The following is a 26,974-nucleotide window of genomic DNA, read 5'->3' on the forward strand; positions in this document are numbered from 1 at the left end:
GCGTCAACTCATAGTTCAGAGCGACAACGCCCCGACGCTACCACCCCCACACACGAATAGGTTTTGGCCGGTCACAAAGCTATTCTCAGGATCGCAAAAGAACATAAACGCATTTGAAATATCACGCGTGGTGCCCAGACGCCCAACGGGAATTCGCTTGGCAAGATCAGCTTCACGCTCACTGCCTTTCGGGATGATGTCCCAGAAATTATCGGTTTGCACAGGTCCGGGCGAGACGACATTGACCGTAATCCCATGCGGTGCAAGCTCTAGGGCCCACGTGCGCGCCATGCCGATAATGCCCGCCTTCGTTGCGGAATAAGCGGTGCGAGTCGGCACGCCTAAAGCCGCGCGAGAACCGTTGAACATAACACGACCAAAGTGGTTGGCTTTCATGACAGGCAAAAAGGCCTGGAGCAGGATCAAAGGCGCGCCAAGATGAATTTGCGTGAGGCCCGTTAAATCAGACGCGTTCACCTCTTCCACCAGATTGGGCCAGATGATACCTGCGTTGTGCACAAAGTGCGTGACGTTGTGAGCGGCGGCAATCTCGCACGCGGCTTGCTCGGTTGCCGCAGCATCAAGCAGATCGACTTCAACATGATGCAAACGCGCATCGGACCATTCAGGGGCACCGCGCGATAAGGATACAACATCGTAGCCCTTCACGATCAAACGTTGACCCAGATCAGCGCCAATACCCTTGCTGCCCCCTGTTATGACGGCGGTATATTTGTTCAAGTGCTCACCATCGCCAGCACGCGCGTCGGGCTGCCTGTGCCGCCTTTTATCTTCAACGGCGGCGCGATCAGCAACGCACCTGTTGCAGGTAATTGATCTAGATTGCACAAGCATTGCAGACCGAACTTACCAGCACCGTGCAGTAAATAATGCGCAGGATATGGCGGCACGTAATGCGATCCTTGCCCCGCGTCAGTGCCCACTGTTTCTGTCCCGAATCCGCGAATATCTCGCTCTAAAAATAGCCGAATTGTATCCGGAGTTGGCCCCGGTGAATGAGGGCCGTCCTCGGCCATATTGAGATACTGCGCACCACTGCGTTTCGACCAATCCGTGCGCATCAGCACCCAAGCATCTGCTGGGATCTCACCATGCTCTGCCTCCCACGCAAGGATCACATCAGGCGTAAGTTCAAAATCATCATTCTCTGCCGCACCGGCTGAGCAATCGATCACAACCACAGGGCCAACAAAGACGCTTGGATCTATCTCGTCCACATCACCATTGGGCACATCCTTGCCCGACACCCAATGCGAGGGCGCATCAAAATGCGTGCCCGTGTGTTCGTTCAACGTCAGCTTGTGCCACTTCCAGGCAGGTCCACGATGATCATATGCGCTGACCTCTTCCATTCGAAAACGCGCGCATTGGCCAAACTCTGGCGGCAGGATGATGACCGGAAAATCAGGGTCTAACGTGTGGGTCAAATCGACGATACGCGCACTTCCCTCTGCAAGGGCTTCGGCCACATTTGCAATCACATCGCTCATGATCCGCCCCCTGTCATCTCGCGTTCCAATAGCAGCGCATCAGCTTGCCAGCGCGCGTAAACATCGCGCGCAATATCCCCGCATGTGACCTCTTCCAAGCCATCAACCAAGCCGCTCACCACAGAGCGCGCAATCGTATTCGGTGTCACTTTGGGAGGTGGCAAAGGTTGAAACCATGCATCGCCTTCAACGGGGCCAATGTAAACATTCATCATGCGCATCCCGCTGCCTTGGAATTCTGCGCGCAAACTTTGCGAGATTGAGCGCGCGGCGGCCTGCGACGCCCCAAATGCGCCGTAGTTTGCATCCGGCGACAGCGCGCGCACGGAGAGGATATTCACAAAAGCAGCCGCCGAATTTATGCCATCCTGCACGCGTCCTGACATGGTCCGCCCAAAGCCTTGCGCAAGACGCATTAGGCCCAGCGCGTTCACCTCGAAACTGTTGCTCGCAAAACTCGTATCATTGTCCATGATCCCCCCCATGCGCACGTAGCTTGCGGTGTTGATCAAGATATCAATTTTACCCCCAATTTCCGCCGCAAGCTTTGCGACAGAAGACACATCCGTCACATCTAAGGGCAGGATCGACACGTTCTCCATCCCCTCAAACTCCGCACGTTCCGGCCAAGCCAGCCACGCTTCTGCTTCACCGAGAAACACATGCGCGGCACCTGCGGACAGCAAGGCCCGCGTCAGCGCTAGAGCCATTGGCGCACGGGCATCGCTGATTAGGATGCGGCGATGCTTGGGATCACACGACATCGCCCGTAGCACAGGATCATCTTGCATCACTTCACTTCCTTTCAGTGGCAGCGCAATCAACACGCCCTGCCCGGCTTTATCAAGTTTCAGTGCCATACGAACCGCATCTCCGCGACCAACTTCGCCGTGCAGATGACAGTTCAGTGTTGGACCAACCGCAAGCTGTACCGCTCCCATGCGCCACGGCATACGTTCGCGAAAATAAGGTTCGGGCGACACGCGGATTGTGGTTTCAGCCATCACGGTGCCAGCGGGATCGACATCCCGCCACACCAAATCTTCAGATATGCATTTCACACATGCATCACGCGGCGGATACTGGATTGCCGCGCACTCGGAACAAGCCTGCAATCCAAAGCGCCCTTGCGCCGCCATCACCCCCAAGCCTAGCGCTGCGCGGCTGCGTGCAACGGGAGGTAAGACAGGGACCGTCGTGCGCTTTTGCGGGTCTTTCTTTGGCGGTAGCGTCAGGGGTGTTGTCATCTACCCGCCCCCTCGATCACAGCTGCCGCTGAGCAAAGGCCACGATCATAATTGATCACCCCGAACCCAGACACAGCCGCCCGTTTAGCACCCTCAACCTGTGTCGGTCCAGCGGTGCCAGTCACTTGGCGAATCGCCTCGACCAGCCCTAGATAACCGCCCGCAGCACCAGCCTGTCCGACAGAAAGCTGACCTCCAGACGTGTTATGGGGGAAGCCTCCACCGATGGTGAGATCATGCCTGCGCACAAACTCTCCACCCTCGCCTTTTGCGCAAAATCCGAGATCTTCGAATTGCATCATGCAAATCACCGGGTAGTCGTCGTAGGTCTGTAAAACGTCGATCGCTTCAGGCCCGTACCCCGCCATGCCCCACAACTCGTCAATGTCCACGGCCCAACCGCCACGCAGCTGAATAGGGTCGTCAGGAAACGCATTCGTGCGCTCTATTGTGGCGCTGATCCGCGCGTATGGCAGACCCTTCGCAACCGCCATTTCTTCGCGCATCATCACAAACGCTTCTGATCCCGCGCAGGGCATCACACAATCAAATAGGCTGATCGGATCCGAAATCATCCGCCCGTCCATGTATTGCGCAAGGCTCAAGGGCTTCTTCATAATCGCCTGCGGATTGTGCAAGGCATTGGCGCGCTGTGACACGGCTATCTTGCCAAAATCCTCACGCGTAGCCCCATAGGTGTGGCAATAAGCGTCCTGCAAAAGCGCAAAGCTCGCGTTGGGGCCGCCAAACCCGTAAGGAAAGGTCGCATCCATCGAAAAGCGCGAAAAGGCCGATAGCAGGTTGCGAAAACTGTCGATCCGGTTGGTGTCCCCCGCAACGCAAGCCACGATATCCACGTCGCCGCATTGCACAGCGCGCGCAGCACGACGCATGGCGGCCACACCACTCGCGCCGCCCATCGGAACCGTATCGAGCCAACGCGGTGAGATCCCCAAATGCTGCGTCAGACCAACGGGCGTGTCGGGCGCAAGCGTGAAACTAGAAACGGACAGGCCATCCAATTCTTGTGGTGTGACACTTGCCTTTTTAAGCGTTTCCCGCAACGCGCGGGCAATCCACCAATGCGCGCTCTCATTCGTATAGCGCACATAGGGCACAGACACAGGGGCCGTGAGCACAACGCCATCATAAGGCAAACGCGTCATGCAACGCTCCGCTTTTTCAAGTGGCGCGTGTCGCTTGTGGATGGGTCATTCACCAAGTGTGCGGCGAGCGCTTTCAAGGTTGCACGTTGCAGTTTTTGTGTCGCTGTGACGGGCAGTTCATCGACGAAGGCTACGTACCCCGGTGCTTTGTAATAGGCGAGTTGGCTTAGGCACCAGTTGGTAATCTCATTTGCTATTTCTGTAGTTCCGCGATCATGCGCAACGATGCACGCGAAGACCTCGTTCCCCCTCATCGCATCCGGCACAGCCGCAACCGCAACGCTTTTGATATCGGGGTGGCGCGCCAGCACGGACTCAACTTCAACAGCTGCGATATTTTCACCAGAGCGTCGAATCACGTTCTTCTTGCGATCCACGAAATACATAGTGCCGTCTGCTTCGCGGCGCACAATGTCGCCCGTATGAAACCAACCGCCCTCCCATGCCTCTGATGTGGCCGCCTCGTTCTTAAAGTATCCGGCGAAGAAACCTTTGCGCGGATTATCCCCCGCCGCGCGCACTAGGAGTTCACCGTGATCGCAATCTTGCCCCGCCGGATCAACCAAACGTGCTTCGACCGTTTCGTCGGGCGTGCCGATAGAGCTTTTCCCGATCACGCGCGGTTCGCGGTTGGCGCAGATCGTACCCCCCGCACCGGTTTCAGTCATCGCCCAGCCCTCGCTAAGGGGGATGTTAAACCGCGCTTCAAACGCGGCGTGGAGTTTGGGGTCAATGCCAGCGCCAAAGCCGAAGCGCACAGAAAGATCGCGATCCAGATCACTAGGGTCTGCTGCCATCAACATCGAGGGCATCACGCCCAAATAATGCAAACAGGTCGCGTGGCTATCGCGCACATTTGCCCACCACGTGCGCGGATGAAACCGATCCAGCACCGTCAAGCAGCCCCCCACACAGACCATCGCCATGAAGGAAAACGCCATCGCATTCATATGAAAAATTGGTAGCGGCGTGATCATACGCTCGCCTTTAGTGGTCAGCGCGCACACACCACTTGCGGTGCTATACCAGTGCCCCGCTTGGGTGAAATACTCGTTGGTCAAAATGCAGCCTTTTGGCTGACCCGTGGTGCCCGAAGTGTAGAGCAGCGCCGCCTCTGGATCGCCGATCCGCTCAGCAATTGCATCCTGAGACACCGCAGTGGGTAACGCATCGCCAAGCACCGTGACGGGAATGTTGACTCCCGCCTCTGCCGCAGCCTCGCGCAAGTCCTCAGCGCGGTTCGACAGGCTTACCGCCAGAACAGGTTCCGCGTGGCCTATCATATAGGCGATTTCTGCCTTGCGCAGATCGGGGTTAATGGGAACCACGGAAATGCCCAACGCATTAAATGCAAGCCACCATAAGAAATAGCTGGGGCGGTTCTCAAGCAGCAACATCACGCGTTGGCCTTTGACATAATGCGCAGCCTCGATCTGCGCGATATAGCGCTGAATCAACGCCAACGCCTCCGCATAGGAGATCTCGCCCGCTTCGATGCCATAGATCTCGGCGGTCTCTTGCAAGACATGCAAAAAGGGCCGGTCCGGCCACCGCGCCGCAGTTTGCGTAAACGTTTCAAAGACCGAAAGTACGCTCATGGAAGCAACTGGATATTGCGGAACGCGGCATCGCAATTGAGGATATCCACTCGCTTATTCGCAATCCGAAGCTTGCCGTCGACAAGTGCCAACTCGTGCCGCGCAGTCAGCGCCAGTAGTTGCTGTTCATCAAGCCGCGTTTCCACGTAATGCATGGAGGTATTGGTCACAAAACGGTCCCCATCCCTCTCATCTACAAAGGGACGTTGAATGACATGATGACAGCGACTTTTGGGTTTCTGGCTAAAGGTGCGCGCACCATTTAAACGCTCCACCCGCAACTTCAGCATAAACATATCTTCATAGAGCAGCGACGTCTCGTTGATCGGATCGCTTTGCTTGTAATCCAGCGGCATCCAGTACTGACCATCGGCCAACCAAAGCGCGAGCCATTCGGTATAGCGCCCCTCATCCAACATGCGGGCCTCTTCATAGATGAAGTCGATCAATTGATCTTTAGAGACGCTCATTCCGCCGCCTCCTGAGCTGCAACGTCATAAGTCATAAACTTGGCCCATGCATTGAATTGATTGCGCATCTGGCGCTCTGTCGTACCGTTGTTGACGGCCTCTTCAGTGAAGTCCTCACCCTCTTCCAAAAGCCGCTGGATGTTCACCCATTCCATGCCGTCGCTCTGGAGACCTTCCTGCGCGCGTTCGTACATTTCCAGATCATCATGCCCCACAATCGAGGTCGGCGCATTGATCATCCGATTATACATCGCCGTGCGGGCAGTCAGTTCATCCGGCGCGCCAACAAGGCGGTAGATGTAGCTTTCCACCACCGTTTTATCCGCCGCCAAAGGAATAAAGACCCGCAATTGCTGGATTGGACCTTTCACCATGATATTGGGGAAATAGACGGTATTATGGCGGTTTTCATCCAAAATCGCCTTGGCCTTTTCTTCCCCATAGGCCGCTGTCATCGCCTCGAAATACCCTTCAATGGCGGTGTAGTTCGAATGGATTGAGTGGTTCACACCAGTATGCCCGTGGCCGTTGGGCCATGTGCGAATACCCATGCCTTCAAAGAACTCATAAGGGCTCATGAAGGGGGCAATAATCTCCATCGCGGGGGGCTTTGGCGCTCCCTCTGGCAGATCAAGCTCTTCATAGAGCTTCACCGCAGTGCCTGCGCTGCTTTCATGCGCAACCATCGGGTGGCAAGTGTCCGTCTGGTTCTCGACCAGCATTTTCCAATTGCAGTGATGCATGTAGCGTAAGGGCGGGCCGACGACCTCAAGGCGACCCTCGGGTGAGCGATCAACCATATTGTCGAGAGAGCTGAGGCTATCACCAAAGAACGCCTCGAACGAAATCCCCTCCTCCGCCAAACGCGCGAAGATGAAGCCGCGATAGTTTTTCACAGCGCCAACAGCCTTCATCCCCTTGCCGCTGGCTGTCTTTTCCAGATCCGTGCCCTCGTATCCTTTCTTCAACGGGATCGCGAGCAAACAGCCGTCAGTTTTGAACGACCACGCATGGTAAGGACAGCGAAAGAACTTGCCTGTGTTGCCTTGCCGATCAATCACAATCTTGGTCCCTTTATGCGGACACCGATTGTAGAGCACATGAATATCGTCCGCCTTATGGCGCACTTGGATCACCGGCTGATCGCCAATTTGCGTGGCAAAGTAGTCACCCTTTGCGGGTGTCTGGCTTTCATGGCCGACGAACACCCACGTGTTGGCGAAGACATGCTGCATTTCAAGCTTGTAGACATCTTGATTGATGTAGACATCGCGGTGGACCTGATTTGGCTCTACCAAGGCAGCGGCCGCGCTCGGATTTCCTGCATATCGCTCCATACTCAAACCCTCTAAATATCCAGCACCAAACGCGATGTTTTCGCACGACTGACACAGATTTGCATGACATCACCTGCCTCGCGTTCCGCGTCGCTCAGCACCACGTCACGATGATCCGGCATGCCCTCAAGAACATCGCATTGACAAATCCCGCAATCACCACGCTGGCAATCATACATGACATCAACGTCGTTTTCCTCAAGCACGTCAATGATGCTTTGACCCACAGGAATTGTATAGACCGTGCCATCGTTGATCTGGACCTCAAAGGCGCAGTCATTGGATTGCGTCGCCGCTGCTTCAAACAGCTCGTAATGTACGCGGTCTTGCGGGATGCCCTGCGCCTCGGCTTTGGCGCGTGCAGCATCCAAAAGGCCGCGCGGACCACAGACATACAAATGCCCAGCGTTGAGTGAGGCGATGACGGCATCCAGATCAAGCGCGCTGCCGTTATCGTCGCAATGCAAGTGAAACGCATCACCCCAAGTCACTGCAAGTTCTGCGTGATAAGCCATCACCGACGCGCTGCGCCCCGCATAGTGAAACGCAAACTGCTGACCCGCAGCGTGCAAAGCTGCTGCCATTGAGATCATCGGCGTCACACCAATACCGCCCGCCAAAAGAACCGCAGAGGCACCTGTCTTCACCGGAAAGTCATTTTTGGGGGCGCTAAAGGTAATCGGATCACCAATTTGCAAATCATGCATCGCGCGCGACCCGCCTTGACCGTCGTCCTCGCGTTGCACTGCAATCTGGTAGAAGTTTGGCGCGACGGTAACAAGATCAAAGGCGATCAGCGAATAAGCACGCGCACCATCGACCACATCAAATTCCACATGCGCGCCCGCCTCCCAAATGGGTAAAGCGCTGCCATCGGTTGCAGCAATGCGCAAGCTGCTGATACGGTCGGTTAACGACACGATCTCAAGAACGACACCTTCGATTTTGGCCATTGGACAGTCTCCCTATGAAACAACATGAATTTTCATATACTTTCGGTCAAGGAATTTCTGGGGGCTTCCTATGACATCCACGCCCCTCGAAACTGACGAACCAGAGTTCGTTGCAGACTACTTGCTCTACCTGCTTGCCGCCGCAAGTGAGGGTGCGAGTGCGCAGTTTCATGCGACGGTGCGCAGCCATGATTTGCGCGTGCCTGAATGGCGTGTGCTCGCCTGCCTGCACGATCGCGACGGTGCAATGATCACGCATCTTGCGCGTCTGGCACTGGTCGAGCAATCGCGCCTCACAAGGATCATCGCTCATATGGAGACCCGTGGTGTGCTGCGCCGTCAAAACGACCCCGACGATGGCAGGCGTGTGCGTGTGTTTTTGACCCCTGAGGGACAAAACCTTGTGGACCTTTTGGTTCCACTTGCCCGTGCGCATGAAAAAAGGCTGCTAGCACAGCTGTCAAACACAGATGCCACAAACCTCAAACCTATGCTAAAGGCGCTCTTGAAAACCCTCGAAGATCCAGTCGCACCGACAGGCAAAACCAGCAACACTGACTAAACCCCAAAGAGGATCACCCCAAATGACCCACCCCTTGCTCAGCCAAGATCAAATCGAGGCTTATGATCGCGATGGCGCAGTCCTTGTAAAAGCTCTGTTCAAAGATCAAATCGAACAGCTGCGCGCAGGCGTTGAGCGCAATATGGCAGACCCCGGGCCCTACGCGGCAGAAAACCTCAAAGAGGGCGAAGGCGGACGTTTCTTTGATGACTATTGCAATTGGACGCGCATCCCCGAGTTTAAAGCGGCAATCCATGCTTCGCCTGCCGCAGCAGTTGCCGCAGAGCTGATGAAATCAACGACAGTCCAGATGTTTCATGATCATGTCCTGGTGAAAGAACCGGGGACATCAAAGCCAACCCCGTGGCACCAAGACAGCCCCTATTACTTTGTTGAGGGCGCACAAACTGTGAGCTTTTGGTCACCTTTGGACCCTGTAAGTGACGCATCCTTACGCTGCATTGCAGGTTCTCACCACTGGGAAAAGCCCGTCCTTCCAACGCGTTGGCTGGCCGAGACCAGTTTTTACCCTAATGAGGACGACTATATGCCCGTACCGGACCCTGACATCGAGGGCATGGAGGTTCTTGAATGGAAGATGGAGCCGGGCGATGCAGTGGCGTTCAATTACAAAACGCTGCATGGCGCGCGAGGCAACGAAAGCACGACCCGTCGCCGCGCCTTTTCCCTGCGACTACTTGGTGATGATGCGCGTTATGTGGAGCGCCCTGGACCGACCTCACCGCCCTTTCCTGGGCACGATATGACAGCCGGCCAAAAGCTGCGCACTGACTGGTTTCCGATGTTGCTGTAAGCGAAGCTACTGGAGCAACACGGGCATCTGCACAGGGCCACGAAACGCGAAACCAGACCAGATCACATCGGTTGGCTCAGGAATCCTCATGTTAGGGAAACGATCAAACAGCATCGGCAACATCACTTGTCCCACCGCCCGACGCGCTACATGTGTGCCTTGGCAAAAATGCGGGCCGTTGCCGAACGACTGATGCGTACTTGCGGCGCGATACACATTGAAGTCCTCGCCATCCACGTAAATTTCTTCATCGCGATTGGCGCTGGCTTGTATGGTCATTACCGTCTCACCCTTGGGGATCAGGTGGCCGCGAATTTCTGTGTCCTGCGTCGTCACGCGACCGGAGGCAGAGATCGGCGCGACCCAGCGAATGCCTTCTTCAAACGCTTTGTCCCAGTCGCCATTCCGTTTCACTTCGGTGAGCTGATCTGGATTGCTCAGAAGTCCGCACAGAATAGTCAATAAAGCATCACGCGGTTCATTGATGCCGCCACCAATCGCGATTTTGATGTTGGCGTAGATCTGGCTCATCTCGATAGGGTCATGCGCGTTGAGCATGACTGAATAAGCGGAGCTATTGGGCGTAACCAGATGACGCGCGCGCGGTGTCTAACAGCGCATTCATCTCTGCATTCGCTGAATCTGAGGCTGCGAAAAGATCGTCGCGTAGACCAAAGTTGCCCGCGCCATCGATCAACGTTTGGCTCCAGCGTTGCATTTGCGTATCCGTGGCCTCTTCCATCCCAAGTAGCACAGCCAAACCGCGCGCTGCGTAGGGGCCTGCGAGCATTGGAAACAGATCAACGACTTCCCCATGCGGCAGGCGCGCAACATATTCTTCCGCAATCCGTTCGTAGGCGGGCACCCACTTTTCTTTGATAACCTTGGGCGCGAAGGCAGGGGCCATCGCCATGCGCTCGCGCATGTGATCCGCCCCATCTTTGCGCATCAATGTATGGGCTTGGAAGGCACGCGTCATCGGCGTCTTTGGATCATCCGAGCTAAACAGCTTCGGATTGTCTTTGACATACTTCGTATCCGCCGCTCTGGTCACAAGCGTGCGCCCCATGGACGCAACACGCACTACAGGCGCGTCGCGGCGGAGCCTGCGATAAATCGGGAACGGATCATTTGTCAGATCAGCAAGCGTGATAGTGTCATCAATCGGGGCCAGTTTCGTCATGGGTATTCCAGTACAATCGCATCGGGTTATCAACGAGCAAATTTTGCTGCAATTCAGCCGTAGGCGCAATCTTAGGAATGTAGTCCACCAACGCGCCATCATCGGGCATATGCGATCTCATATTCGGATGCGGCCAATCAGTGCCCCAGATCACACGATCAGGAAAACGTTCAACGATATGCGCACCATAAGCAATCACATCGTCGTAAGGTGGCCCCGCGAGTGTCAGGCGTTCGGGGCATGTCACCTTGGTCCAGATATTTTCATTGCGCGCCATGAGATCGGCAAAGCGTTGAAAATCGGGGTGATCAACGCCTTTGCTCACATCAGGGCGCCCCATGTGATCCACGACGATGATTGTAGGAAGGCTTTCTAAGAACGGAATAAGTTCTTCGAGATCCGCGGCCTCAAAGTAGACAACGATATGCCAGCCGAGTTTTGCGATCCGCTCTGCAATCTCGGTAAAGACCTCTTTCGGCGTCGCATCCACCAAACGTTTCACAAAGTTAAAGCGCACACCACGAACGCCGGCATCATGCATATCAGCCAGCTCTTCATCCGTGACACCCGCACCAACGCTTGCGATTCCGCGCGTGAGATCGCCCCCTGCACGACACGCATCAACCATCGCGCGATTGTCTTTGCCGTGACAGGTCGCTTGCACAATCACATTTCGTGATAACCCTAGGTGATCGCGCAGCGCGAACAGCTGGTCCTTGCCCGCATCACATGGCGTATATTTGCGCTCAGGGGCATAAGGAAACTCCGCGACAGGGCCGAACACATGACAATGCGCATCCACAGCCCCTTCTGGCACCACGAAATCAGGCGTCTTCGGATTGGGATGGAACGGGATCCAGTCAACGTCCATCATGCGTCTCCTATAAATACGGTGCCATCCATCAATTTGCGCGCTGTGCGCAGGATAGCGGCCGAAGCGACTGTATCGCCTTTAAGGGTGGCCACAACCGTCATTTCCCCGGTCGGGTGCTCGATTTTTAGGCTGCGCGTGTTACCTGACCCGGTATCGGCCAGATCATACGCAGGCGAGCCATCGAGCAAACACGCGGTGGCCACACTGACAGCACCAAGCACACCGATGGTTTTATGACAGCGATGGGGAATAAACGTTCGAGTCATGATCGCTCCGCCGTTAATCGCAGGCGACACCATGGTCATTTTAGGCACGGTCTTGTCTGTGACATCGCCCAAGTTCATCAAGGGGCCACAGGTTAAACGCAAGGCCTCCAGCCGTCCTCTCAACGGTGCATTTGCTTCAAGATCCACAGGATCTTCCGTACCCGAAATCCCCAAGTCTTGCGCGCGCATCACCACGCAGGGCATGCCGTTGTCGATCATCGTTACCGCAATGCCATTGATCTGATCCACGACGTTTCCCGTTGGCAAGAGTGCACCACAAGAACTGCCCGCGGTTTCCTTAAACTCAATCGGGATTGGGGCCGAGGTGCCGGGTGCACCATCAATCTGCGCACTACCTTTGTACATCACGCGCGCATCAGGCGTTTGCACGATAGCTTGCGCAATCTGGCCTGTATTCTCCATAAAAATAGTCACGGGTGTCTCACCGTTCTGCGCCGCCACCAAGCCGCGTTCAATCGCGAAAGGGCCAACACCTGCAAGGATATTGCCGCAGTTTTGCGCATCCGTGACAATTGCCTGATCCACAAAAACTTGCAGGAACAGATAGTCCACATCTACGCCCACGCGCTCAGATGTCCGCACCACTGCGACCTTTGATGTCAACGGGTCCGCACCGCCCATGCCGTCAATCTGGCGACTATCGGGACTGCCCATAATCGAGAGCAATGCAGCGTCGCGCATCTTTGAATCATGCGGCAAATCAGAGGCAAGGAAATAGCCGCCTTTCGACGTCCCGCCCCGCATCCACATGGCACGGATGCCATCAGACATAGGTTAGACCCTTCTCAGCCAAACGCCCGCGCATGTCATAGATATCAAGGCCTAATTCGCCGGCCTCAAAGCGCACGCGCTTTGCAGTTTCGTTGGCTTCGCGTGCTTGTGCTTTCTCCAGAACATCTGCCGCCTCTTCGCGGCGCACCACACACACGCCATCATCATCAGCGACAATAATATCACCGGGATTGATCAACTGATCAGCACACACGACAGGGATGTTCACGCTGCCTAATGTCTCTTTGATCGTGCCCTGCGCGAACACTGCCTTTGACCAGACCGGAAAGCCCATTTCTGTAAGATCTGCCACATCACGCACGCCCGCGTCGATTATCAAACCCTTGCAGCCCCGCGCCTTTGCGGAACTTGCTAGAAGATCGCCAAAGTAGCCTGCATTGCTAGGGGAGATCGTTCCCAGCACAAGAATATCTCCCACCTGAAGTTGCTCAATCGCAACGTGGATCATCCAATTGTCGCAGGGTGGCGCAAGGATAGTCACCGCGCTAGCCGCGATGCGTGATCCTGCATAAATTGGGCGCATATAATCTGCAAGCAAACCCTTGCGGCCTTGCGCCTCATGCACCGTAGCAACGCCATATTTTGCTAATCCGTCAATGACGGATTGATCCGCGCGCTCGATTTGTTGAACAACAACGCCCGTTGTACCTGCCGCGATCATGCCAGTTCATCCACGGTTTGCGGAAAGATCATCTCGAAGCCTTCCGCGTATTCCGCTTTGCGCCCACCTGCCATGCCACCAGAGTTGCGGCGGAAATGGTTACCGCGATTTTCAGCGACATTGGTGTAGAAATTCCACAGATGCTCTTGCCCTTGCATACATTCAATTGCGGCGCGTTTTTTGTCCCACACTGATGTGATGTCGAGAAACACATTCGGTTTCCACTCCATCTGCTCGGTCTGATGCGGTTCAAACAAATACATTTGCGGTGCCCCAAGCACCTTTTCACCCGGATTATGCCCCCAGGCTTGCGCGATCATCCGACACTCTAATGCAAACCGTGTCGTGTTCATGTGATCCGTATTATAAGGATCCCATTTGGAATGGCTCATCATCCATTTGGGCTGCACCTCGCGGATAATATCGACCATTTGATCCTGCGCATCGCGATCTAAACGCAGCGGATAATCCCCCAGATCAAGAAAGCGTATGTCTGTCACCCCAAGAGCGTTCGCGGCATTCTGCGCCTCTTCTTTGCGGGCCTCTTTTACAACTTCCAGCGTCATACCCTCTTGCTTCCACAGCTTCGCACTTTCGCCACGTTCACCATAGGACAGACAAGCAACGGTGACCTCATACCCTAAGCTCTGATGCAGCGCGATCGCGCCTCCGGCGCGCCACACAAAATCAGCAGCGTGCGCAGAGATAACAAGGGCGGTTTTTTTGTCAGACATGGGAGAGCCTCCAAAGGGTTATGAATGCGTGCCTGCCTAAGCAGCCAAGTGTTCCTCAAAAACTATCCCAAAGCAGGGCATAACAGCCATTTCAATTCCCGAGAAACTGTATAATTTCTGGCTATACGACTTATCACCATCCAATTGCACTAAAACAGAAAACCCTCTGTAATGTCTGTAAAATTCATAAATCTACGCCATCTTAAGGCATTCAAAGAAGTTGCATCCCAAGGTGGGATAAGTGCGGCAGCCGTACGCGTTCATCTATCTCAACCCGCCGTCACACAAGCGATCAGGCGACTGGAAGAGCACTTTGTCACCCCGCTTTTTGAGCGTCGTCGCGATGGCATGTTCGTTACCCAATCGGGAGCGGCCCTGCACGTACGCGTTCAAAATCTGTTCCAACTTCTCGACAACGGCGCGGATGATGCGGTCAGATCCGCCGCGCGGCGCGGCGACAAGCCTCATGTGGGGTTTCAAAATCAAGTGACCGCGTCGCAGTTGCGCGCACTGGTGGCCATTTGGGAGACGGGTGGTTTCAGCCTCGCGGCACGCGCGATTGGGATATCGCAACCCTCAATTCACCGTGCAGGACGTGATCTAGAAAAACTCTCGGGCATGACACTTTTTGTAAGCAGTCGCAAAGGGATTGAGCTGACGCCACAAGCGGAACCTTTCGCGCGCGCTGTCAAGCTGGCCGCGGCAGAGTTACGCCAAGGCTACGATGAAATCACTCGACTAAGCGAAGACGATAGCACAACGATTGTTGTCGGATCCATGCCACTGTCACGGACTTCAATATTACCAGAAGCAATAGATAAACTACTAGAGCATGGCGCGAGCATACAGGTGCGTACGGTTGATGGCCCCTATGCAGAATTACTGCGCGGCTTACGGCACGGCGACCTTGATGTTTTGATCGGTGCTTTGCGCGACCCTTTGCCGAGCGATGATGTCATTCAAGAACCGCTACTGGACGACACCTTAGCCATCGTCGTCGGCCCACATCATCCGCTTGCACATAAATCAAACTTAAGCGTGGCCGACACGATGGCCTACCCTTGGATTGCCCCACCAAAGGCGACGCCGACGGGGACCTATCTCTACCACATGCTCGACATTGCGAATGCAGACGCCACACCAGTGCGTGTTGTCTCCAGCTCTTTGGTGCTCGTACGCGGCCTATTGTCTAAGGGCAATTATGTGACGTTGATATCCTTGCAGCAGACCAAGGTAGAGCGCGCGCAAGGCTTGATCATACCGCTCAACATTTCCTTGCCCGAAAGCATACGATCCATTGGCTTAACCTACCGCACAGATTGGAAGCCAACCCCCACGCAGGGCCATTTCTTTGAACTCTTGAGACAGGCCGCAACGCACGCGTCTGCTCCCATCTATACTTAAATTGAATACCAAAACGTCCTATTGAATTTTCTATTTTGCGGCCGCTCAACTAAGGCTAAGCTGACGCTATGCCTCGGACCAACCCGACCTTTCTCACCTTGAAGCCCAAGGACTGGACATGGAAAAAAACTACGAAGACATCCCCGGAACCTACGTCTTTGACGCGGATCGCTCGCGAGAGGGGTATCATTTGAACATGTTCTGCATCTCGATGCGGCAAGCCAATAATCGCAAGGCGATGAAAGAAGATCCAGAAGCGTATCTCGCGAAATATCCAATGACCGAAGAGCAACGCCAAGCGGTACGGGATCGCGATTGGAACCGGCTTTTAGAACTGGGCGGCAACATTTATTACACGTCCAAATTGGCCGCATTCGATGGGATCACCTTCCAAGACCTCGCCGCAATGATGACCGGCGTGAGCCGCGAAGAATACAGAGACATGATGCTCAACGGCGGTCGCTCGATTGAAGGCAATCGTTATAAATCCGAATGGGAGAAAAGCTAATGGCACGACTAACAGCAGGCGTCGGATGTTCCCATGTGCCCGCGATCGGCATCGCAATGGATCAAGGCATCACAGAACAACCCTACTGGATCCCCGCATTCGAGGGGTTTGAGTTCAGCCGCAAGTGGATGAAAGACAACAAGCCCGACGTCATCTTTCTGGTCTATAACGATCATTGTACCGCGTTTGATGCGTCGTGCATCCCGACCTTTGCGCTGGGGTGTGCCGCAGAATATCATCCTGCGGACGAGGGATGGGGCCCGCGTCCTGTGCCCGTCGTGAAAGGCCATCAACGACTGTCGAGCCATATCGCCCAGTCGGTCATTCTGGATGAGTTCGATCTGACAATCATGAACGAAATGGAGGTCGATCACGGCTTAACTGTTCCTATGTCGATCATGTTCGGAGAAGTTGCGCAGGACGACGATTGGCCCTGCCTCGTCGTGCCGCTCTGCGTCAATGTTGTGCAATACCCGCCACCCACAGGAAATCGGTGTTTCCAGCTTGGCAAAGCCATCCGACGCGCCATCGACAGCTACGACGAAGATCTGAACGTGATGATCTTTGGCACCGGCGGAATGAGCCATCAGTTGCAAGCGGAGCGCGCAGGCCTTATCAACGCAGACTGGGACAAACGCTTCCTTGATATGATGACGGAGGACCCAATCGCCGCCAGCCAGATCACGCACGAAGAGTATCTGCGCGAGACCGGGTCCGAGGGCATCGAAATGGTCATGTGGCACGTCATGCGCGGCGCTTTAAACGACAAAGTCAAAGAGGTGCATCGCCACTATCACGTGCCTGCGTCCAACACCGCGGTCGGTCATATTATATTAGAAAACCACGAATAGGAGGCGATCATGCGGATTTGTGTAGCGGGTGCTTATGGCGCGTTTGGACTGAAACATCTCGACGCCTTGGCGCAGATTGACGAAGTCAAGGTCACCTCGATCATGGGGCCAACCCAAGCCAAGATCGACGCTTTGGCGGCTGAACGCGAGATTGGTCACGCAGCGACAACATTGGACGAATGCCTTGCGCGTGATGATGTGGATGCGGTGATCCTGTGCACCCCCACAAACCTGCACGCAGCGCAATCCATCGCCTGTATGAAAGCGGGTAAACACGTGCTGGTCGAGATCCCTATGGCGGATTCGCTGGCTGACAGTCTCGAAATTGTACGCGTTCAGGAAGAGACTGGGGTAGTCGCGATGGCGGGGCAAGTGCGCCGCTTTAATCCGTCGCATCAATGGATCCACAACAAGATCCAAGCGGGCGAGCTCACCCTGCAACAGCTTGATGCGCAAACTTATTTTTTCCGCCGCACCAACACCAACGCCAAAGGCGAAGCGCGTAGCTGGACCGATCATCTGCTTTGGCATCATGCGTGCCACACGGTAGATTTATTCCAATACCAAACGGGCGGACCTGCTGTTGCCGCGCATGGTTTACAAGGTCCAATGCATCCGGACCTAGGCATCGCAATGGATATGTCCATCGGCCTTAAGGCAGCGAACGGCGCAATCTGCACGCTCTCGCTCAGCTTCAACAACGATGGCCCGTTCGGCACGTTCTTTCGCTACATTTGCGACAATGGCACCTACATTGCGCGCTATGACGATCTTTATGACGGGAATGACAATAAGATTGATCTGAGCGGTGTCGCAGTGTCCAATAACGGGATCGAATTGATCGACCGTGAATTCATCTCTGCTATCAAAGAAGGGCACACACCGAATGGTGCAGTGGCTGATGTGTTGGGCGCGATGGCGACGTTGGATCGAATTGAGAAATCCTTCTAGGTAGCGTATCCACTGTGTGTGAGCGGATGACACCGCTTTGCACATATCATGCTGGAGGCCTGCCATGATCGAACCGGAAACATTCACCTTCCTCAAGGACCTTGCGCTTAACAATCGCAAAGCATGGGTGGATGAACACCGCGAAGAGCGCGATAATGCGATGCGCAATTTTGCAGGCGTCTCGCAGACCTTGCACGACTATTCAGATCGCTTTGACACGCTGGTTGCCGATACGAAAAGTAAACCAAAGCAAAGCTACACCAAGTTTTTTCAAGATGCGCGCCAGCGTAGTGGGCCGGGGCTTTACCGCACTGAAATCGATATTTTCGCCAACGCGGGCCATCCTGAGGAAGACTTTGGCTATTACCTGCATATCGCGCCAGGGAATTGCTATGCAGGGGCTGGGCTGTTTCAGCCCTCGAAAGAAGGATTGACCCGCATGCGCGCGCGGCTGAGTGACGATCCAGAAGGGCTGAAAGACGCGCTCGAGGATGAAGATTTTAAGGCCATGTTCCCAGCGGGTTTGCTGACCGATAAAGAGCTGAATGTTGTTCCAGAAGGCTATGATAACAGCGATCCTGCCGCGCCCTTTTTGAAAATGGTGGGCTGGCGTTGTCAAACCGCGATTGCCGATGAAGATCTGCTGGATGACAATGTGATCTACACGTTGATCGATATCTTTCGTGCCGCTGCGCCGCTTGTGCGGCACTTCAACTAAGCGCGTCACGCTGCACTAACGTGAGAAATCTGTAATCACAGCCGTGCCCGGAGGTGTCGCGCCTTTCATTGCGCGCAACTCGGCGCTTGCGCTTGATAGACTGACCTCGCGATCCAACATCGGGGTCAGATCAACATCCCCCCCCGTTCAATCATCGCAAGCAAGGACGGGTATTTCCAAGACGACATCCCACGCGCGCCAAAAAACGCGAGTTGTTTGGAGTAGATCGCGCGGATATTGGTCTCCATCACACCGTCACCCCCAGGCATACCCACATCAACATGACGCCCAAGCGTGGCAAGACATTCTACTGAGGCGTTGGTAGTTTGCGCGATCCCAAGCGCTTCAACAGAGACCTGCGCGCCGCCGCCCGTAATCTCGCGAATGACCTCTGCGACGTCTTCCTTCGCAGCATTCACCGACGCATCCGCACCCAGAGATTTGGCGTGGTTAAGCTTTCCCTCGACGATATCCGCCACAACAACCTGCGCGCCAAGCATCTTCGCCTAGAGCAAAGCAGACAAGCCAATCCCGCCTATGCCATGGATTGCTACCCATTCGCCTGCGCGTACATTGGCGCGATCTGTCAACGCGTGCCAAGCCGTTGTGACACAACATCCCAAACCTGCGGCCAAAGCGGGTGACATGCTGTCTGGCAAGTGAACAAGGTTGTGATCAAACGGCACAGCCACCAGTTCCGCATAAGCGCCCGGCACGCCAAAACCCGGCAAAATGGCGCTTTCGCAGGTGTTGGACGCGCCCGTATGACAGGCAGAACAATCGCCGCACACAATATAAACGGCGCAATCAAGCGGTCGCCGATCTTGTGTTTGGCCTGCGCGCCGGCCTCGACAACGGTTCCGCAATATTCGTGCCCAAGAATTGAGCCATGTGTGACTTTGGGATGCCTTCCAACCCAGCCATGAAAATCAGACCGGCATACGCCACATACCGCGACTTCAAGGACAACGCCATTGTCAGGACAGCTTGGGTCTTCAACGCTTCCAATCGAGAGGTCTTCGTTAAACTCACGAACAACAGCTGCGCGCATGGCGGGATCCTTTCTTTGTATTCTTCAAAAGGGTTGCACCAATTGTGACGACGGAACAGTCTAAAGAGTTTGAAAAAATCGAAACAGAGTATTGGCCGTTTGTGTCGCGTTGTTCAACGCCAAGCCATTTTCAATAGGTTTATATTCAACCCCCAGCTGATAAAGATAGGTTTCCAAGGCCGTTAGATCGCCCAACGAAAAATCCATGGCGGCGATACTTGGTTGCTCTTCCGCCTGAATATTTTTCGTGAGCGACCCGATATCACGTTCGAAATCCGCCTTACTCAACACCCGAAGAACACCGTTTGCCGTTTGAAACTCCAAACGGTCGCCCAGCGCAGTGCCTTCACCATAAAGCCATGTAAACTGCCGCTTAAGATCAGCGTGATGCATTCCATCCGCAACAATCGTAACACCGCAAATGCCATTTACCGTATTCGGGTGTTCCAACCAATCAGGTACGTAAATTAGATCGGGGCGATGTTGTTGGCACAAAAAAAACGACAAGCGCGGGAATTGCGCGTTGGGCATCAACGCAAGCGTGGTTTTCGTGCGCTCCTCTGTTCCATCCGGCAAGGTCACGTCACGACCAAATTCCAAATGCCCCGCGACATGCAAGCCCACATCTCGCGCGCGTTTTGCATCCGCGACAGAATCTGTGCTGTGAAGTGCAGACAACGCCACGCCCTCACGCTGCTGTAAATGCTCATAAATGTGCCGCCCGAAGCGAAAATCACCCGCAGGCAACTCGTCCAAAAGCGTGTCATCGTAAACGCCCATAATCTCGAGTAGACAGCCTTCAAACATCGCAAGGCTGGTGCTCGTACCCCAAGGATGTTTGCCAATAGAGGTCATATTGAACCCCATCCCGATCAAGCGCGCGCGCAGGGCGTCGATGTCGTGGGTTGCCACAAGCGGGTGATCAATTCCAAAAGATGCGTTCATTTGTTTGATCCTTAAGTGTTCAAAAAACTCAAACGTGCTGTCCCGCGCACCGTGGCTTTGGTTGCCAACGCACGCATACCTTTGGGGACATCTTCAAGCACAATTGCACCTGCTGAAATATTGGCGTTTGCGCCAATCGTGACCTCGCCCAAAATCGTCGCACCTGCCCCGATCACAACGCCTGAACCAATGTGCGGATGGCGCCGCGCACCGCCTGTGTTCAGCGTGCTGCCAAGCGTGACGTTGTGCCAGATCGAAACATTCTCCTCAATCACCGACGTTTCACCCGCTACAAAGCCCAAGCCATGATCCAACCAAAATCCCGCGCCAATCTGTGCTGCGGGATGGATGTCAGTGGAGAGCACCCGCGCGCAACTGGCTTTGATCGCAAGGGCAAGCGTGGTGTCGCCATCAGCCCATATCTTATGCGCGACGCGATGTGCCATAACCGCATGTGCGCCGCGCGCAAAAAGCAGCGTTGCAGCAGCGCCGCCCGGTTCGAAATTGCGGCGTGCGGTTTCGGCAATGTCGTATGTGGTTGTTTCAACCAAAGTCCCATCAGCGGCGTACACAGATTGGACCGTCGACCCCACTGCCGCATTGCCACTGATCTGCGCGAAGAGCCTGCCCGCCAATTCTGGAAACGTGTCAAAAGCACCAAAATTCAGGACCGCCGCGCCCTGCCTTGACGCCCCTAGTGCATCTTTCACATCTTCAATCAAGTCCAACAAAAATCCCCCTAGGACACATACCCGAACGCAATGCGCGGGGTGGGTGCGCTATCAAGCCATACACTTTTCGCAGAGGTATATTCCATCAAAGCATCGGTGCCGCTTGAACGCCCGAAACCAGAACTAAGCGAGCCACCAAAAGGCGAGGACACGTGAATTGCCTTGTAGCTATTGATCCAGAATGTGCCCGCACGTACGGCCTCGGCCACACGGTGCGCGCGACTCACATCTGCAGTCCACACGGCACCCGCTAATCCGAAGTCTGTGGCATTCGCCAATGCGATTGCTTCTGCTTCATCATCAAATGGGATCGCTGTGACGACGGGCCCGAAAATCTCTTTCTGCGCAGCATTGGCTGTATTAGCCAGGCCCTTCAAAATCGTTGGTGGCACGAAATAGCCTTGTCCATCTGCGGCGTTCCTGCTGAGCACATCAGCACCCTCATCGTTGGCTTCAATCAGCATTTGACGCACATGCTCAAACTGGCGTGCGTTGCTGATCGGACCAACCTCGGTTGCATCATCCAAAGGGTCGCCCAATTGAATCTTGTTCATGCCACTTGAGAGCATATCGATCAGCCTCTCGTGGATAGAGCGATGCAAGAGCAATCGCGAGCCCGCAACACAGCTTTGTCCCGCGCCCGAAAAAATCGCCGCTTGCGCGCCAAGGCACGCGTGCTCAAGATTCGCATCCTCGAACACAATATTTGCGGACTTTCCACCCAATTCCAGAACCGCCGGCTTCAAGGCCGACGCCGCGGCGATTGCAACCTGTCGTCCTGTTTCGGGAGAGCCGACAAACACCATCTTGCGCACTGCGGCATGCGCTATGGCGGCCTGCCCAGTGGTTGGACCCAAACCACAGAGGACGTTTACGAGGCCCGCTGGCAGACCCCCGCTTTCCGCAATCTTTACAAGTGCGACGGTTGTGATCGGCGTCAGCTCACTTGGTTTGATAACAACGCCATTGCCCGTCGCAATCGCGGGTGCAATCTGCCAGCCCGCTGTGAAGATCGGCGCGTTCCATGGGGTGATCTGAAACACCACGCCAAGGGGTTCGCGTTGGGTGTAATTCAAATGGCCCGACGGCACGGGGATGACTTCACCATGCAATTTGTCCGCCCAACCCGCATAATAGGCGAACATTTCCGCGACTTTAGCCACTTCGATGCGACAGTCGCGGATTGGCTTGCCAGCAACGATAGCCTCAATGGTGGCGAGAGGCTCGGCATGTGCCAAAACAGCTCGCGAGATGTCTTGCATAACTTGCCCACGCGCGGCGGCTGAGAACTCTCTCACCCATGTTTTCTGCGCGTCTTGCGCTGCGTCGCATGCTGCATTTGCAAGGGCTGCATCCGCATCAAAATAGCTTAGCAAAACCTCTTCCGTGAACGGATCCACAAGCTGAATATCCACACCAGCCCCGTCACACAGCACACCGTTGATCAGGCTTTGTGGCTGTTCCCCAAGCCCAAGCTCTGCCAACGCAGCCACTAATTTCTGTTTACGTTCTGACATATCAAGCTCCCTTTGGATCACGTTTCACAATCGCATTGAAATCATCCTCATCCTCAATATCACCAGACTTGTTAAGCCAAATATCAGCGATCTGCGCAAAGCCACTGAGATCAATGCCAGACCCTTTAGCAAGGTCCAATGCAAGACCAACATCCTTGCGCATCAAACCCATCGTAAAGCCTGAATTAAACGTATCGTTCAGGATCCATTTCTCGAAATTAACCTCGCTCACGCCACTGCGCCCTGAGCCAGCGTTGATCCCCTCAAGCAAATCTTGCGGGTTCACACCCGCCGCTTGCCCCAAGCGAACCGCCTCACCCACCAACACAAGATTGGCCGCGCAGAGCATGTTATTCGCGATCTTCGCCGCATGCCCCGCGCCGGAACCACCAACGATCACCGTCTTCACGGTGAGGATATCCAGAAGAGGGCGCAACGTTTCAATAGCATCACCGTCACCGCCCAAAAGCATCGTAATGCTGCCCGCATTTGCCGCAGCGGGACCACCGCTGACAGGGCCGTCGATAAAGGCAAAACCACCTGCCGTGCCTTTCGCAGACATGGCTTGTGACGTGGCAGGTTCGGAGGTCGATGTATCCAGTATGATCGTGCCCTCCTGCAAGCTCGGCAGCATATCCTCCATCACCACTTCGACAATCGCGGCTTTGGGCAAGGACAGGATGATCACGTCGCAATGCGCCGCCAATTCACGCGCAGAAGCGGCAAGCTGTGCGCCCATTGCCGCGACCTTCGCGCTATTCTCAGAGTTTGGATCAAAGCAAGTCAGCCCGTGCCCTGCACCAATGATTTGGGAGGCCATACCACCCCCCATATTCCCGCACCCGATCAGTCCAACCTGCATCACATCTATCCTTAAAATTTCTAGCCAATCGTGGCGAATGCTCGCTCTAAATCAGCAATCAAATCATCCGGCTGCTCCAAGCCGATATTGAGCCGCACCAAACGGCCCGAGAAGTCTTTTCCAGGCCGTTCAAGTCGCGGATAGACAACAGCCAAACTATGGACGCCACCCCAACTTAGGCCGATATGAAATAGCTCCAGCGCTTCTAAGAAGTTTTCAACTTGCCCAGGCGTTACACTGCCTTTGAAGAGGATGGAGAACACACTGGTTGAGCCGCTAAAATCCCTTTGCCAAGTCGCATGACCGGGGCAAGTGGGAAAGGCAGGATGGAACACCGCTTCGATCTCTGAACGATCAGCAAGATTGTGTGCCACTTGCAAAGTCGATGCCTCAAGCTGCGCAAGACGCACAGGCAAAGTTTGCAAACCGCGCAAGGCGAGGCTGCAATCATCTGGTGATACGGCAAGGCCCAACTGGCGATAAACGGGTCCGAGTTTTTCGAAAGCCGCGCCATCGCGTGCAGAGACGGAACCAAGCAGCAAATCGCTATGACCACCAACGTATTTTGTGAGCGCCTGCATACTGACATCAACGCCATGTGCGAAAGCATCAAACATCACCCCCGCAGCATATGTGTTGTCCAACGCAACGCCGACGCCGCGCGCATGCGCCGCGTCGGCAATTGCTGGAACATCCTGAATTTCCATCGTGACAGAACCGGGGCTTTCGCACCAAATCAACGCCGTGTTGTCGCGAATAAGTGTTGTGATACCCTCGCCAATCAACGGGTCATAGGCTTCCACTTCGATGCCCAAACCACGCAAGATGCCTGCGGCCATTTCCTTGTTGGGACCGTAGGCAGAATGCGGCACCAGCGCGTGGCTGCCGGCAGTGCAATAGGCGAAATAAACCAAAGCAATCGCCGCTTGCCCACCCGGTACAATCAACGTGCGATGCGCACCCTCAATATCGCTAAGACGCGCAGCGAGTTCCAGTGCAGTCGGTGTTCCATAAAGCCCGTAGGAATAGCCGTTCTCGGCCTGATCCCAGCTGTCTTTCACGCTCAATTGATCCTCGAACACGACGGTTGAGCCACGATACACTGGCGTCACCAATGACGCATAATCGCGCCTCGCACGAGGTGTGGGATTTAGAAGTTTCGTGCGCCAATCCATCAGTCTCTCACTCCGCTATGGTCTGTGTTTGCAACTGTAATATGGTTTCCAAATAGAGGCTGACCGCCGCTTTGATTTGCGCGATCGAGACATATTCATCAAGCGAGTGGCATTGCGCCAGATCTCCCGCCCCGCAGATCACCGTCGCGCAGCAAAAATTCGGCGCATCTGTAGAGCCAGGAAAGGTCATGAAGTCAGCGGCCTCACCTGTAACGGTTTCATGCGCTTTTGCCAGCGCGGTGACGACAGGCGATGTCATTTCTGTCTTCAGCGGCGGGCAATTTAGGCTGGGCGCGAGAAGCTCGTATTTGAAATCGGGGATTCCATGCACAAGCGGTGCGAGAACGCCGTGCAGTTCTGCCGCAACAATTTCAAAGGTTTCTCCGGGGATCGTACGACGATCAATTTCGATCTGGCAAAAATCGGGCACCAAGGACGGTCCTTCCCCGCCTTTGATCGCGCCGATACTAAAGCTCGGCGCACCACACAGGGGATCCGGCTCTCGTTGTGACAGACTTGTAGCGTAGCTTTGCAACGTCTCTATCACTGCGCCCATGTGATAGATCGCATTGATCCCGTTCTCAGGCACGCTGGAATGGGTAGATTTGCCGAAGGTCCGCAAGATCATGCACATTTGCCCACGATGCGTTGTGCTGATCGCCAGATTGCTTGGTTCTGCCACAATCGCATAGTCAACATGCGGACCATGCGTGCCGAAATGATGCGAGCCGATCATCCGATCCTCTTCATCAACAACACCCGCTAGGATCACATCCCCATCCAGCTTTTCGCTTCGCGCGATAAGCAAGCGCATGACCTCTAGATACGCAGCCAAGCCCGCCTTCATATCGCAAGATCCGCGCCCGTAGATGCAGCCATCTTTGATCACTGGATCAAACGGCGCATCGTAGCCACCGACGCCAACCGTATCCAAATGACCTGCAAGCATGATGGTCGGACCAGACCCGCGCCCTTTTAAGCGTCCCCAGACATTGCGCCGCCCGTCCGCTACGTCTGCACTCTCGACCTCCAGACCTAGTGCACGCATACGGCTTTCCAAGAGCTGCGCCATCGCCTCTTCGGCGGGGTGCTTTGGATCTGCGGTGCCGAAAGGGTTCACGCTCGGTGTACGGACCATCGCGCTGAGATCTTCGATGAGAGAATTTTCATTGATCTGCATGGATGTAAGGTCGCTTATAATAGAGTTCGATGTGTTATGTTTGAAAGAGCTGGCCGAACCCGTCAAGTTTGTCGTCAATCCCGGCCAGCAGCAACAGATGCCACGCGAGCGCTTGATTGCTGCTTGTTATGGGCTTGCCATGCTGGCGTTCCGCCTTTTCGACAATGCCCACAGCGCGCAGGCTGGTGCAGGAAATGAAGACCCCATCGCAGTCTTCTGATTGGCCGAGTCTAACGACGGCGCTCAAAATGGATGCAGGGTCAATCTACGCAACTATGATGTCGCTTTTATAATCGAAAGAGCCGGCCACAGTTACGGCAATCCCCACCTCTTCGAAACGCCATTGCAAAGCTTCTGTGACTTCTGGCCTGTAGGGTATTAAAAGGCCGAGACGGGTGATCCCCAGCGTTTTCAATGCGGCTTTGGCGGCACTGAGCGGATTGCAGGAGGTCACCGCGGGATGGCTTTGCCTAATTATATAGGTAACACGATCTTCGCCGATGATTGTCACACCAGAGGTGCAACCGTAGCCGAGCGCGTGCAGGCCCAGATACTCGGGAAGCAAGGCGGCTGCGATGGGCAACACTGCTTCCATTTTGGCCAACGTGTCCGGCGTCACCACCGTGTCGTTGGGCAAGCGCGCATGATACAAAGATACGCCGAGACCGTCGGTCATTTGACGCATCTCCTGTTCCATCGTTTGATCTGATTGCAGGACCAAAAGCCCGATCCGCGCGCGTTCGCTCTCATTCAGAAAGGTCGTGAGCTCAAAACGTTCAAACGCGGGGCCAGTGTCTTGCATGCTCTATCCTCTTCTTCAAAGAAAAATAGGCAACCTCTCACTCAAGCGTCTGTGTGAAAAACGATTTTGCCGGTTCGACTTTTGCCAGAA

General features: G+C 54.9%; 30 protein-coding genes and 1 pseudogene. 7 read left to right on the forward strand and 24 right to left on the reverse strand.

All coding sequences use genetic code 11. From position 1 onward, the window contains the following. Positions 1-15: 15 nt before the first annotated feature. The 8 genes from QZ280_RS08750 to QZ280_RS08785 are packed head-to-tail and all read right to left on the reverse strand — an operon-like array spanning position 16 to position 8,282. A complete protein-coding gene (locus QZ280_RS08750; RefSeq protein WP_293442741.1) occupies positions 16-741 on the reverse strand; it encodes an SDR family oxidoreductase in 726 nt (241 codons plus the stop codon). After that, the gene (locus tag QZ280_RS08755; protein ID WP_293442744.1) at positions 738-1,511 is read right to left on the reverse strand and encodes a cyclase family protein; all 774 of its coding nucleotides are present in this window, start codon (positions 1,509-1,511) and stop codon (positions 738-740) included. Before QZ280_RS08755 ends, QZ280_RS08750 begins: the two co-directional genes overlap by 4 nt. Further along, a complete protein-coding gene (locus tag QZ280_RS08760; RefSeq protein ID WP_293442747.1) occupies positions 1,508-2,758 on the reverse strand; it encodes an SDR family NAD(P)-dependent oxidoreductase in 1,251 nt (416 codons plus the stop codon). The genes QZ280_RS08755 and QZ280_RS08760 overlap by 4 nt, the downstream gene beginning before the upstream one ends. Next, a complete protein-coding gene (locus tag QZ280_RS08765) occupies positions 2,755-3,924 on the reverse strand; it encodes a thiolase family protein (protein ID WP_293442750.1) in 1,170 nt (389 codons plus the stop codon). The genes QZ280_RS08760 and QZ280_RS08765 overlap by 4 nt, the downstream gene beginning before the upstream one ends. After that, entirely contained in the window at positions 3,921-5,522 is a 1,602-nt protein-coding gene (locus tag QZ280_RS08770) for an AMP-binding protein (protein WP_293442752.1), read from the reverse strand. Before QZ280_RS08770 ends, QZ280_RS08765 begins: the two co-directional genes overlap by 4 nt. Further along, positions 5,519-5,992: an aromatic-ring-hydroxylating dioxygenase subunit beta gene (locus tag QZ280_RS08775; protein ID WP_293442755.1), complete on the reverse strand. Its 474-nt coding sequence runs from the start codon at positions 5,990-5,992 to the stop codon at positions 5,519-5,521. The genes QZ280_RS08770 and QZ280_RS08775 overlap by 4 nt, the downstream gene beginning before the upstream one ends. After that, positions 5,989-7,329: an aromatic ring-hydroxylating dioxygenase subunit alpha gene (locus QZ280_RS08780; protein ID WP_293442758.1), complete on the reverse strand. Its 1,341-nt coding sequence runs from the start codon at positions 7,327-7,329 to the stop codon at positions 5,989-5,991. Before QZ280_RS08780 ends, QZ280_RS08775 begins: the two co-directional genes overlap by 4 nt. 11 nt (positions 7,330-7,340) lie before the next feature. After that, positions 7,341-8,282, reverse strand: coding sequence for a PDR/VanB family oxidoreductase (locus QZ280_RS08785; protein WP_293442761.1), 942 nt, complete (start codon positions 8,280-8,282; stop codon positions 7,341-7,343). A 70-nt stretch (positions 8,283-8,352) separates the two neighbouring features. On the opposite strand from QZ280_RS08785, the gene QZ280_RS08790 reads away from it, so the two are divergent. Both QZ280_RS08790 and QZ280_RS08795 read left to right on the forward strand, forming a co-directional pair. Then, the gene (locus QZ280_RS08790) at positions 8,353-8,844 is read left to right on the forward strand and encodes a MarR family transcriptional regulator (RefSeq protein WP_293442764.1); all 492 of its coding nucleotides are present in this window, start codon (positions 8,353-8,355) and stop codon (positions 8,842-8,844) included. A 22-nt stretch (positions 8,845-8,866) separates the two neighbouring features. Continuing rightward, complete coding sequence (locus QZ280_RS08795) at positions 8,867-9,658, forward strand: phytanoyl-CoA dioxygenase family protein (protein WP_293442767.1); 792 nt, start codon at positions 8,867-8,869, stop codon at positions 9,656-9,658. A 6-nt stretch (positions 9,659-9,664) separates the two neighbouring features. Here the strand turns inward: QZ280_RS08795 and QZ280_RS16315 are convergent, their stop codons facing one another. Genes QZ280_RS16315 through QZ280_RS08820 form a run of 6 tightly spaced genes read right to left on the reverse strand, consistent with a single transcriptional unit; the run spans position 9,665 to position 14,189 of the window. Further along, a complete protein-coding gene (locus tag QZ280_RS16315; protein ID WP_365734437.1) occupies positions 9,665-10,189 on the reverse strand; it encodes a cytochrome P450 in 525 nt (174 codons plus the stop codon). 43 nt (positions 10,190-10,232) lie between these two features. Continuing rightward, a complete protein-coding gene (locus QZ280_RS16320; RefSeq protein WP_365734439.1) occupies positions 10,233-10,841 on the reverse strand; it encodes a hypothetical protein in 609 nt (202 codons plus the stop codon). Then, a complete protein-coding gene (locus tag QZ280_RS08805; RefSeq protein ID WP_293442770.1) occupies positions 10,819-11,715 on the reverse strand; it encodes an amidohydrolase family protein in 897 nt (298 codons plus the stop codon). The genes QZ280_RS16320 and QZ280_RS08805 overlap by 23 nt, the downstream gene beginning before the upstream one ends. Further along, positions 11,712-12,773 carry a 4-oxalomesaconate tautomerase gene (locus QZ280_RS08810; protein WP_293442773.1) on the reverse strand — a complete coding sequence of 354 codons (1,062 nt, stop codon included), beginning with the start codon at positions 12,771-12,773 and terminating at the stop codon, positions 11,712-11,714. Before QZ280_RS08810 ends, QZ280_RS08805 begins: the two co-directional genes overlap by 4 nt. After that, positions 12,766-13,455 (reverse strand): 4-carboxy-4-hydroxy-2-oxoadipate aldolase/oxaloacetate decarboxylase, encoded by a 690-nt coding sequence (locus tag QZ280_RS08815; RefSeq protein ID WP_293442776.1) that lies wholly within the window; start codon positions 13,453-13,455, stop codon positions 12,766-12,768. The genes QZ280_RS08810 and QZ280_RS08815 overlap by 8 nt, the downstream gene beginning before the upstream one ends. After that, on the reverse strand, positions 13,452-14,189 hold the full coding sequence (locus QZ280_RS08820) for a PIG-L deacetylase family protein (RefSeq protein ID WP_293442780.1): 738 nt from the start codon (positions 14,187-14,189) through the stop codon (positions 13,452-13,454). Before QZ280_RS08820 ends, QZ280_RS08815 begins: the two co-directional genes overlap by 4 nt. A 171-nt stretch (positions 14,190-14,360) precedes the next feature. Between QZ280_RS08820 and QZ280_RS08825 the strand changes: the two genes are divergently transcribed. The 5 genes from QZ280_RS08825 (at position 14,361) to QZ280_RS08845 (ending at position 18,621) form a co-directional block, all read left to right on the forward strand. Next, complete coding sequence (locus QZ280_RS08825) at positions 14,361-15,593, forward strand: LysR family transcriptional regulator (protein WP_293442783.1); 1,233 nt, start codon at positions 14,361-14,363, stop codon at positions 15,591-15,593. 118 nt (positions 15,594-15,711) lie between these two features. After that, entirely contained in the window at positions 15,712-16,101 is a 390-nt protein-coding gene (ligA, locus tag QZ280_RS08830; protein ID WP_293442786.1) for a protocatechuate 4,5-dioxygenase subunit alpha, read from the forward strand. Then, entirely contained in the window at positions 16,101-16,952 is an 852-nt protein-coding gene (locus tag QZ280_RS08835) for a class III extradiol dioxygenase subunit beta (protein WP_293442789.1), read from the forward strand. Before ligA ends, QZ280_RS08835 begins: the two co-directional genes overlap by 1 nt. A gap of 9 nt (positions 16,953-16,961) precedes the next feature. Continuing rightward, positions 16,962-17,903, forward strand: a complete 942-nt coding sequence (locus QZ280_RS08840; protein WP_293442792.1) for a Gfo/Idh/MocA family oxidoreductase — start codon at positions 16,962-16,964, stop codon at positions 17,901-17,903. A 64-nt stretch (positions 17,904-17,967) separates the two neighbouring features. After that, the gene (locus tag QZ280_RS08845; RefSeq protein WP_293442795.1) at positions 17,968-18,621 is read left to right on the forward strand and encodes a DUF2461 domain-containing protein; all 654 of its coding nucleotides are present in this window, start codon (positions 17,968-17,970) and stop codon (positions 18,619-18,621) included. Between the two features lie 125 nt (positions 18,622-18,746). Here the strand turns inward: QZ280_RS08845 and QZ280_RS16325 are convergent, their stop codons facing one another. The 10 genes and pseudogenes from QZ280_RS16325 to QZ280_RS08890 all read right to left on the reverse strand — a co-directional run bounded on the left by QZ280_RS16325 (position 18,747) and on the right by QZ280_RS08890 (position 26,884). Continuing rightward, positions 18,747-19,121, reverse strand: a complete 375-nt coding sequence (locus QZ280_RS16325) for a zinc-binding dehydrogenase (RefSeq protein ID WP_365734443.1) — start codon at positions 19,119-19,121, stop codon at positions 18,747-18,749. A gap of 6 nt (positions 19,122-19,127) precedes the next feature. Then, positions 19,128-19,672 (reverse strand): annotated as a pseudogene (locus QZ280_RS16330) (alcohol dehydrogenase catalytic domain-containing protein). 60 nt (positions 19,673-19,732) lie between these two features. Continuing rightward, positions 19,733-20,617, reverse strand: a complete 885-nt coding sequence (locus QZ280_RS08855) for a VOC family protein (protein ID WP_293442798.1) — start codon at positions 20,615-20,617, stop codon at positions 19,733-19,735. A gap of 11 nt (positions 20,618-20,628) precedes the next feature. Next, positions 20,629-21,345, reverse strand: a complete 717-nt coding sequence (locus tag QZ280_RS08860) for a serine O-acetyltransferase (protein ID WP_293442801.1) — start codon at positions 21,343-21,345, stop codon at positions 20,629-20,631. 11 nt (positions 21,346-21,356) lie between these two features. Further along, a complete protein-coding gene (locus tag QZ280_RS08865; RefSeq protein ID WP_293442804.1) occupies positions 21,357-22,865 on the reverse strand; it encodes an aldehyde dehydrogenase family protein in 1,509 nt (502 codons plus the stop codon). Between the two features lies 1 nt (position 22,866). Then, positions 22,867-23,727, reverse strand: a complete 861-nt coding sequence (locus QZ280_RS08870) for an NAD(P)-dependent oxidoreductase (RefSeq protein ID WP_293442807.1) — start codon at positions 23,725-23,727, stop codon at positions 22,867-22,869. 20 nt (positions 23,728-23,747) lie between these two features. Beyond that, the gene (locus tag QZ280_RS08875; protein WP_293442810.1) at positions 23,748-24,902 is read right to left on the reverse strand and encodes a cystathionine beta-lyase; all 1,155 of its coding nucleotides are present in this window, start codon (positions 24,900-24,902) and stop codon (positions 23,748-23,750) included. A 7-nt stretch (positions 24,903-24,909) separates the two neighbouring features. Next, positions 24,910-26,082 (reverse strand): M20 family metallopeptidase, encoded by a 1,173-nt coding sequence (locus QZ280_RS08880; RefSeq protein ID WP_293442813.1) that lies wholly within the window; start codon positions 26,080-26,082, stop codon positions 24,910-24,912. A 34-nt stretch (positions 26,083-26,116) separates the two neighbouring features. Further along, the gene (locus QZ280_RS08885; protein WP_293443737.1) at positions 26,117-26,254 is read right to left on the reverse strand and encodes a hypothetical protein; all 138 of its coding nucleotides are present in this window, start codon (positions 26,252-26,254) and stop codon (positions 26,117-26,119) included. 93 nt (positions 26,255-26,347) lie between these two features. Next, the gene (locus tag QZ280_RS08890) at positions 26,348-26,884 is read right to left on the reverse strand and encodes a hypothetical protein (protein WP_293442816.1); all 537 of its coding nucleotides are present in this window, start codon (positions 26,882-26,884) and stop codon (positions 26,348-26,350) included. Positions 26,885-26,974: the final 90 nt, after the last annotated feature.

This window comes from Planktotalea sp. (assembly GCF_018607995.1).
Classification (GTDB): domain Bacteria; phylum Pseudomonadota; class Alphaproteobacteria; order Rhodobacterales; family Rhodobacteraceae; genus Planktotalea.

Bases quoted from the DNA above. Each gene is read 5' to 3' on its own strand.
- QZ280_RS08755 (WP_293442744.1), bottom strand. From the start codon at position 1,511: ATGAGCGATGTGATTGCAAATGTGGCCGAAGCCCTTGCAGAGGGAAGT.
- QZ280_RS08760 (WP_293442747.1), bottom strand. From the start codon at position 2,758: ATGACAACACCCCTGACGCTACCGCCAAAGAAAGACCCGCAAAAGCGC.
- QZ280_RS08765 (WP_293442750.1), bottom strand. From the start codon at position 3,924: ATGACGCGTTTGCCTTATGATGGCGTTGTGCTCACGGCCCCTGTGTCT.
- QZ280_RS08770 (WP_293442752.1), bottom strand. From the start codon at position 5,522: ATGAGCGTACTTTCGGTCTTTGAAACGTTTACGCAAACTGCGGCGCGG.
- QZ280_RS08775 (WP_293442755.1), bottom strand. From the start codon at position 5,992: ATGAGCGTCTCTAAAGATCAATTGATCGACTTCATCTATGAAGAGGCC.
- QZ280_RS08780 (WP_293442758.1), bottom strand. From the start codon at position 7,329: ATGGAGCGATATGCAGGAAATCCGAGCGCGGCCGCTGCCTTGGTAGAG.
- QZ280_RS08785 (WP_293442761.1), bottom strand. From the start codon at position 8,282: ATGGCCAAAATCGAAGGTGTCGTTCTTGAGATCGTGTCGTTAACCGAC.
- QZ280_RS08790 (WP_293442764.1), top strand. From the start codon at position 8,353: ATGACATCCACGCCCCTCGAAACTGACGAACCAGAGTTCGTTGCAGAC.
- QZ280_RS08795 (WP_293442767.1), top strand. From the start codon at position 8,867: ATGACCCACCCCTTGCTCAGCCAAGATCAAATCGAGGCTTATGATCGC.
- QZ280_RS16315 (WP_365734437.1), bottom strand. From the start codon at position 10,189: ATGAGCCAGATCTACGCCAACATCAAAATCGCGATTGGTGGCGGCATC.
- QZ280_RS16320 (WP_365734439.1), bottom strand. From the start codon at position 10,841: ATGACGAAACTGGCCCCGATTGATGACACTATCACGCTTGCTGATCTG.
- QZ280_RS08805 (WP_293442770.1), bottom strand. From the start codon at position 11,715: ATGATGGACGTTGACTGGATCCCGTTCCATCCCAATCCGAAGACGCCT.
- QZ280_RS08810 (WP_293442773.1), bottom strand. From the start codon at position 12,773: ATGTCTGATGGCATCCGTGCCATGTGGATGCGGGGCGGGACGTCGAAA.
- QZ280_RS08815 (WP_293442776.1), bottom strand. From the start codon at position 13,455: ATGATCGCGGCAGGTACAACGGGCGTTGTTGTTCAACAAATCGAGCGC.
- QZ280_RS08820 (WP_293442780.1), bottom strand. From the start codon at position 14,189: ATGTCTGACAAAAAAACCGCCCTTGTTATCTCTGCGCACGCTGCTGAT.
- QZ280_RS08825 (WP_293442783.1), top strand. From the start codon at position 14,361: ATGTCTGTAAAATTCATAAATCTACGCCATCTTAAGGCATTCAAAGAA.
- ligA (WP_293442786.1), top strand. From the start codon at position 15,712: ATGGAAAAAAACTACGAAGACATCCCCGGAACCTACGTCTTTGACGCG.
- QZ280_RS08835 (WP_293442789.1), top strand. From the start codon at position 16,101: ATGGCACGACTAACAGCAGGCGTCGGATGTTCCCATGTGCCCGCGATC.
- QZ280_RS08840 (WP_293442792.1), top strand. From the start codon at position 16,962: ATGCGGATTTGTGTAGCGGGTGCTTATGGCGCGTTTGGACTGAAACAT.
- QZ280_RS08845 (WP_293442795.1), top strand. From the start codon at position 17,968: ATGATCGAACCGGAAACATTCACCTTCCTCAAGGACCTTGCGCTTAAC.
- QZ280_RS16325 (WP_365734443.1), bottom strand. From the start codon at position 19,121: ATGCTTGGCGCGCAGGTTGTTGTGGCGGATATCGTCGAGGGAAAGCTT.
- QZ280_RS08855 (WP_293442798.1), bottom strand. From the start codon at position 20,617: ATGAACGCATCTTTTGGAATTGATCACCCGCTTGTGGCAACCCACGAC.
- QZ280_RS08865 (WP_293442804.1), bottom strand. From the start codon at position 22,865: ATGTCAGAACGTAAACAGAAATTAGTGGCTGCGTTGGCAGAGCTTGGG.
- QZ280_RS08870 (WP_293442807.1), bottom strand. From the start codon at position 23,727: ATGCAGGTTGGACTGATCGGGTGCGGGAATATGGGGGGTGGTATGGCC.
- QZ280_RS08875 (WP_293442810.1), bottom strand. From the start codon at position 24,902: ATGGATTGGCGCACGAAACTTCTAAATCCCACACCTCGTGCGAGGCGC.
- QZ280_RS08880 (WP_293442813.1), bottom strand. From the start codon at position 26,082: ATGCAGATCAATGAAAATTCTCTCATCGAAGATCTCAGCGCGATGGTC.
- QZ280_RS08890 (WP_293442816.1), bottom strand. From the start codon at position 26,884: ATGCAAGACACTGGCCCCGCGTTTGAACGTTTTGAGCTCACGACCTTT.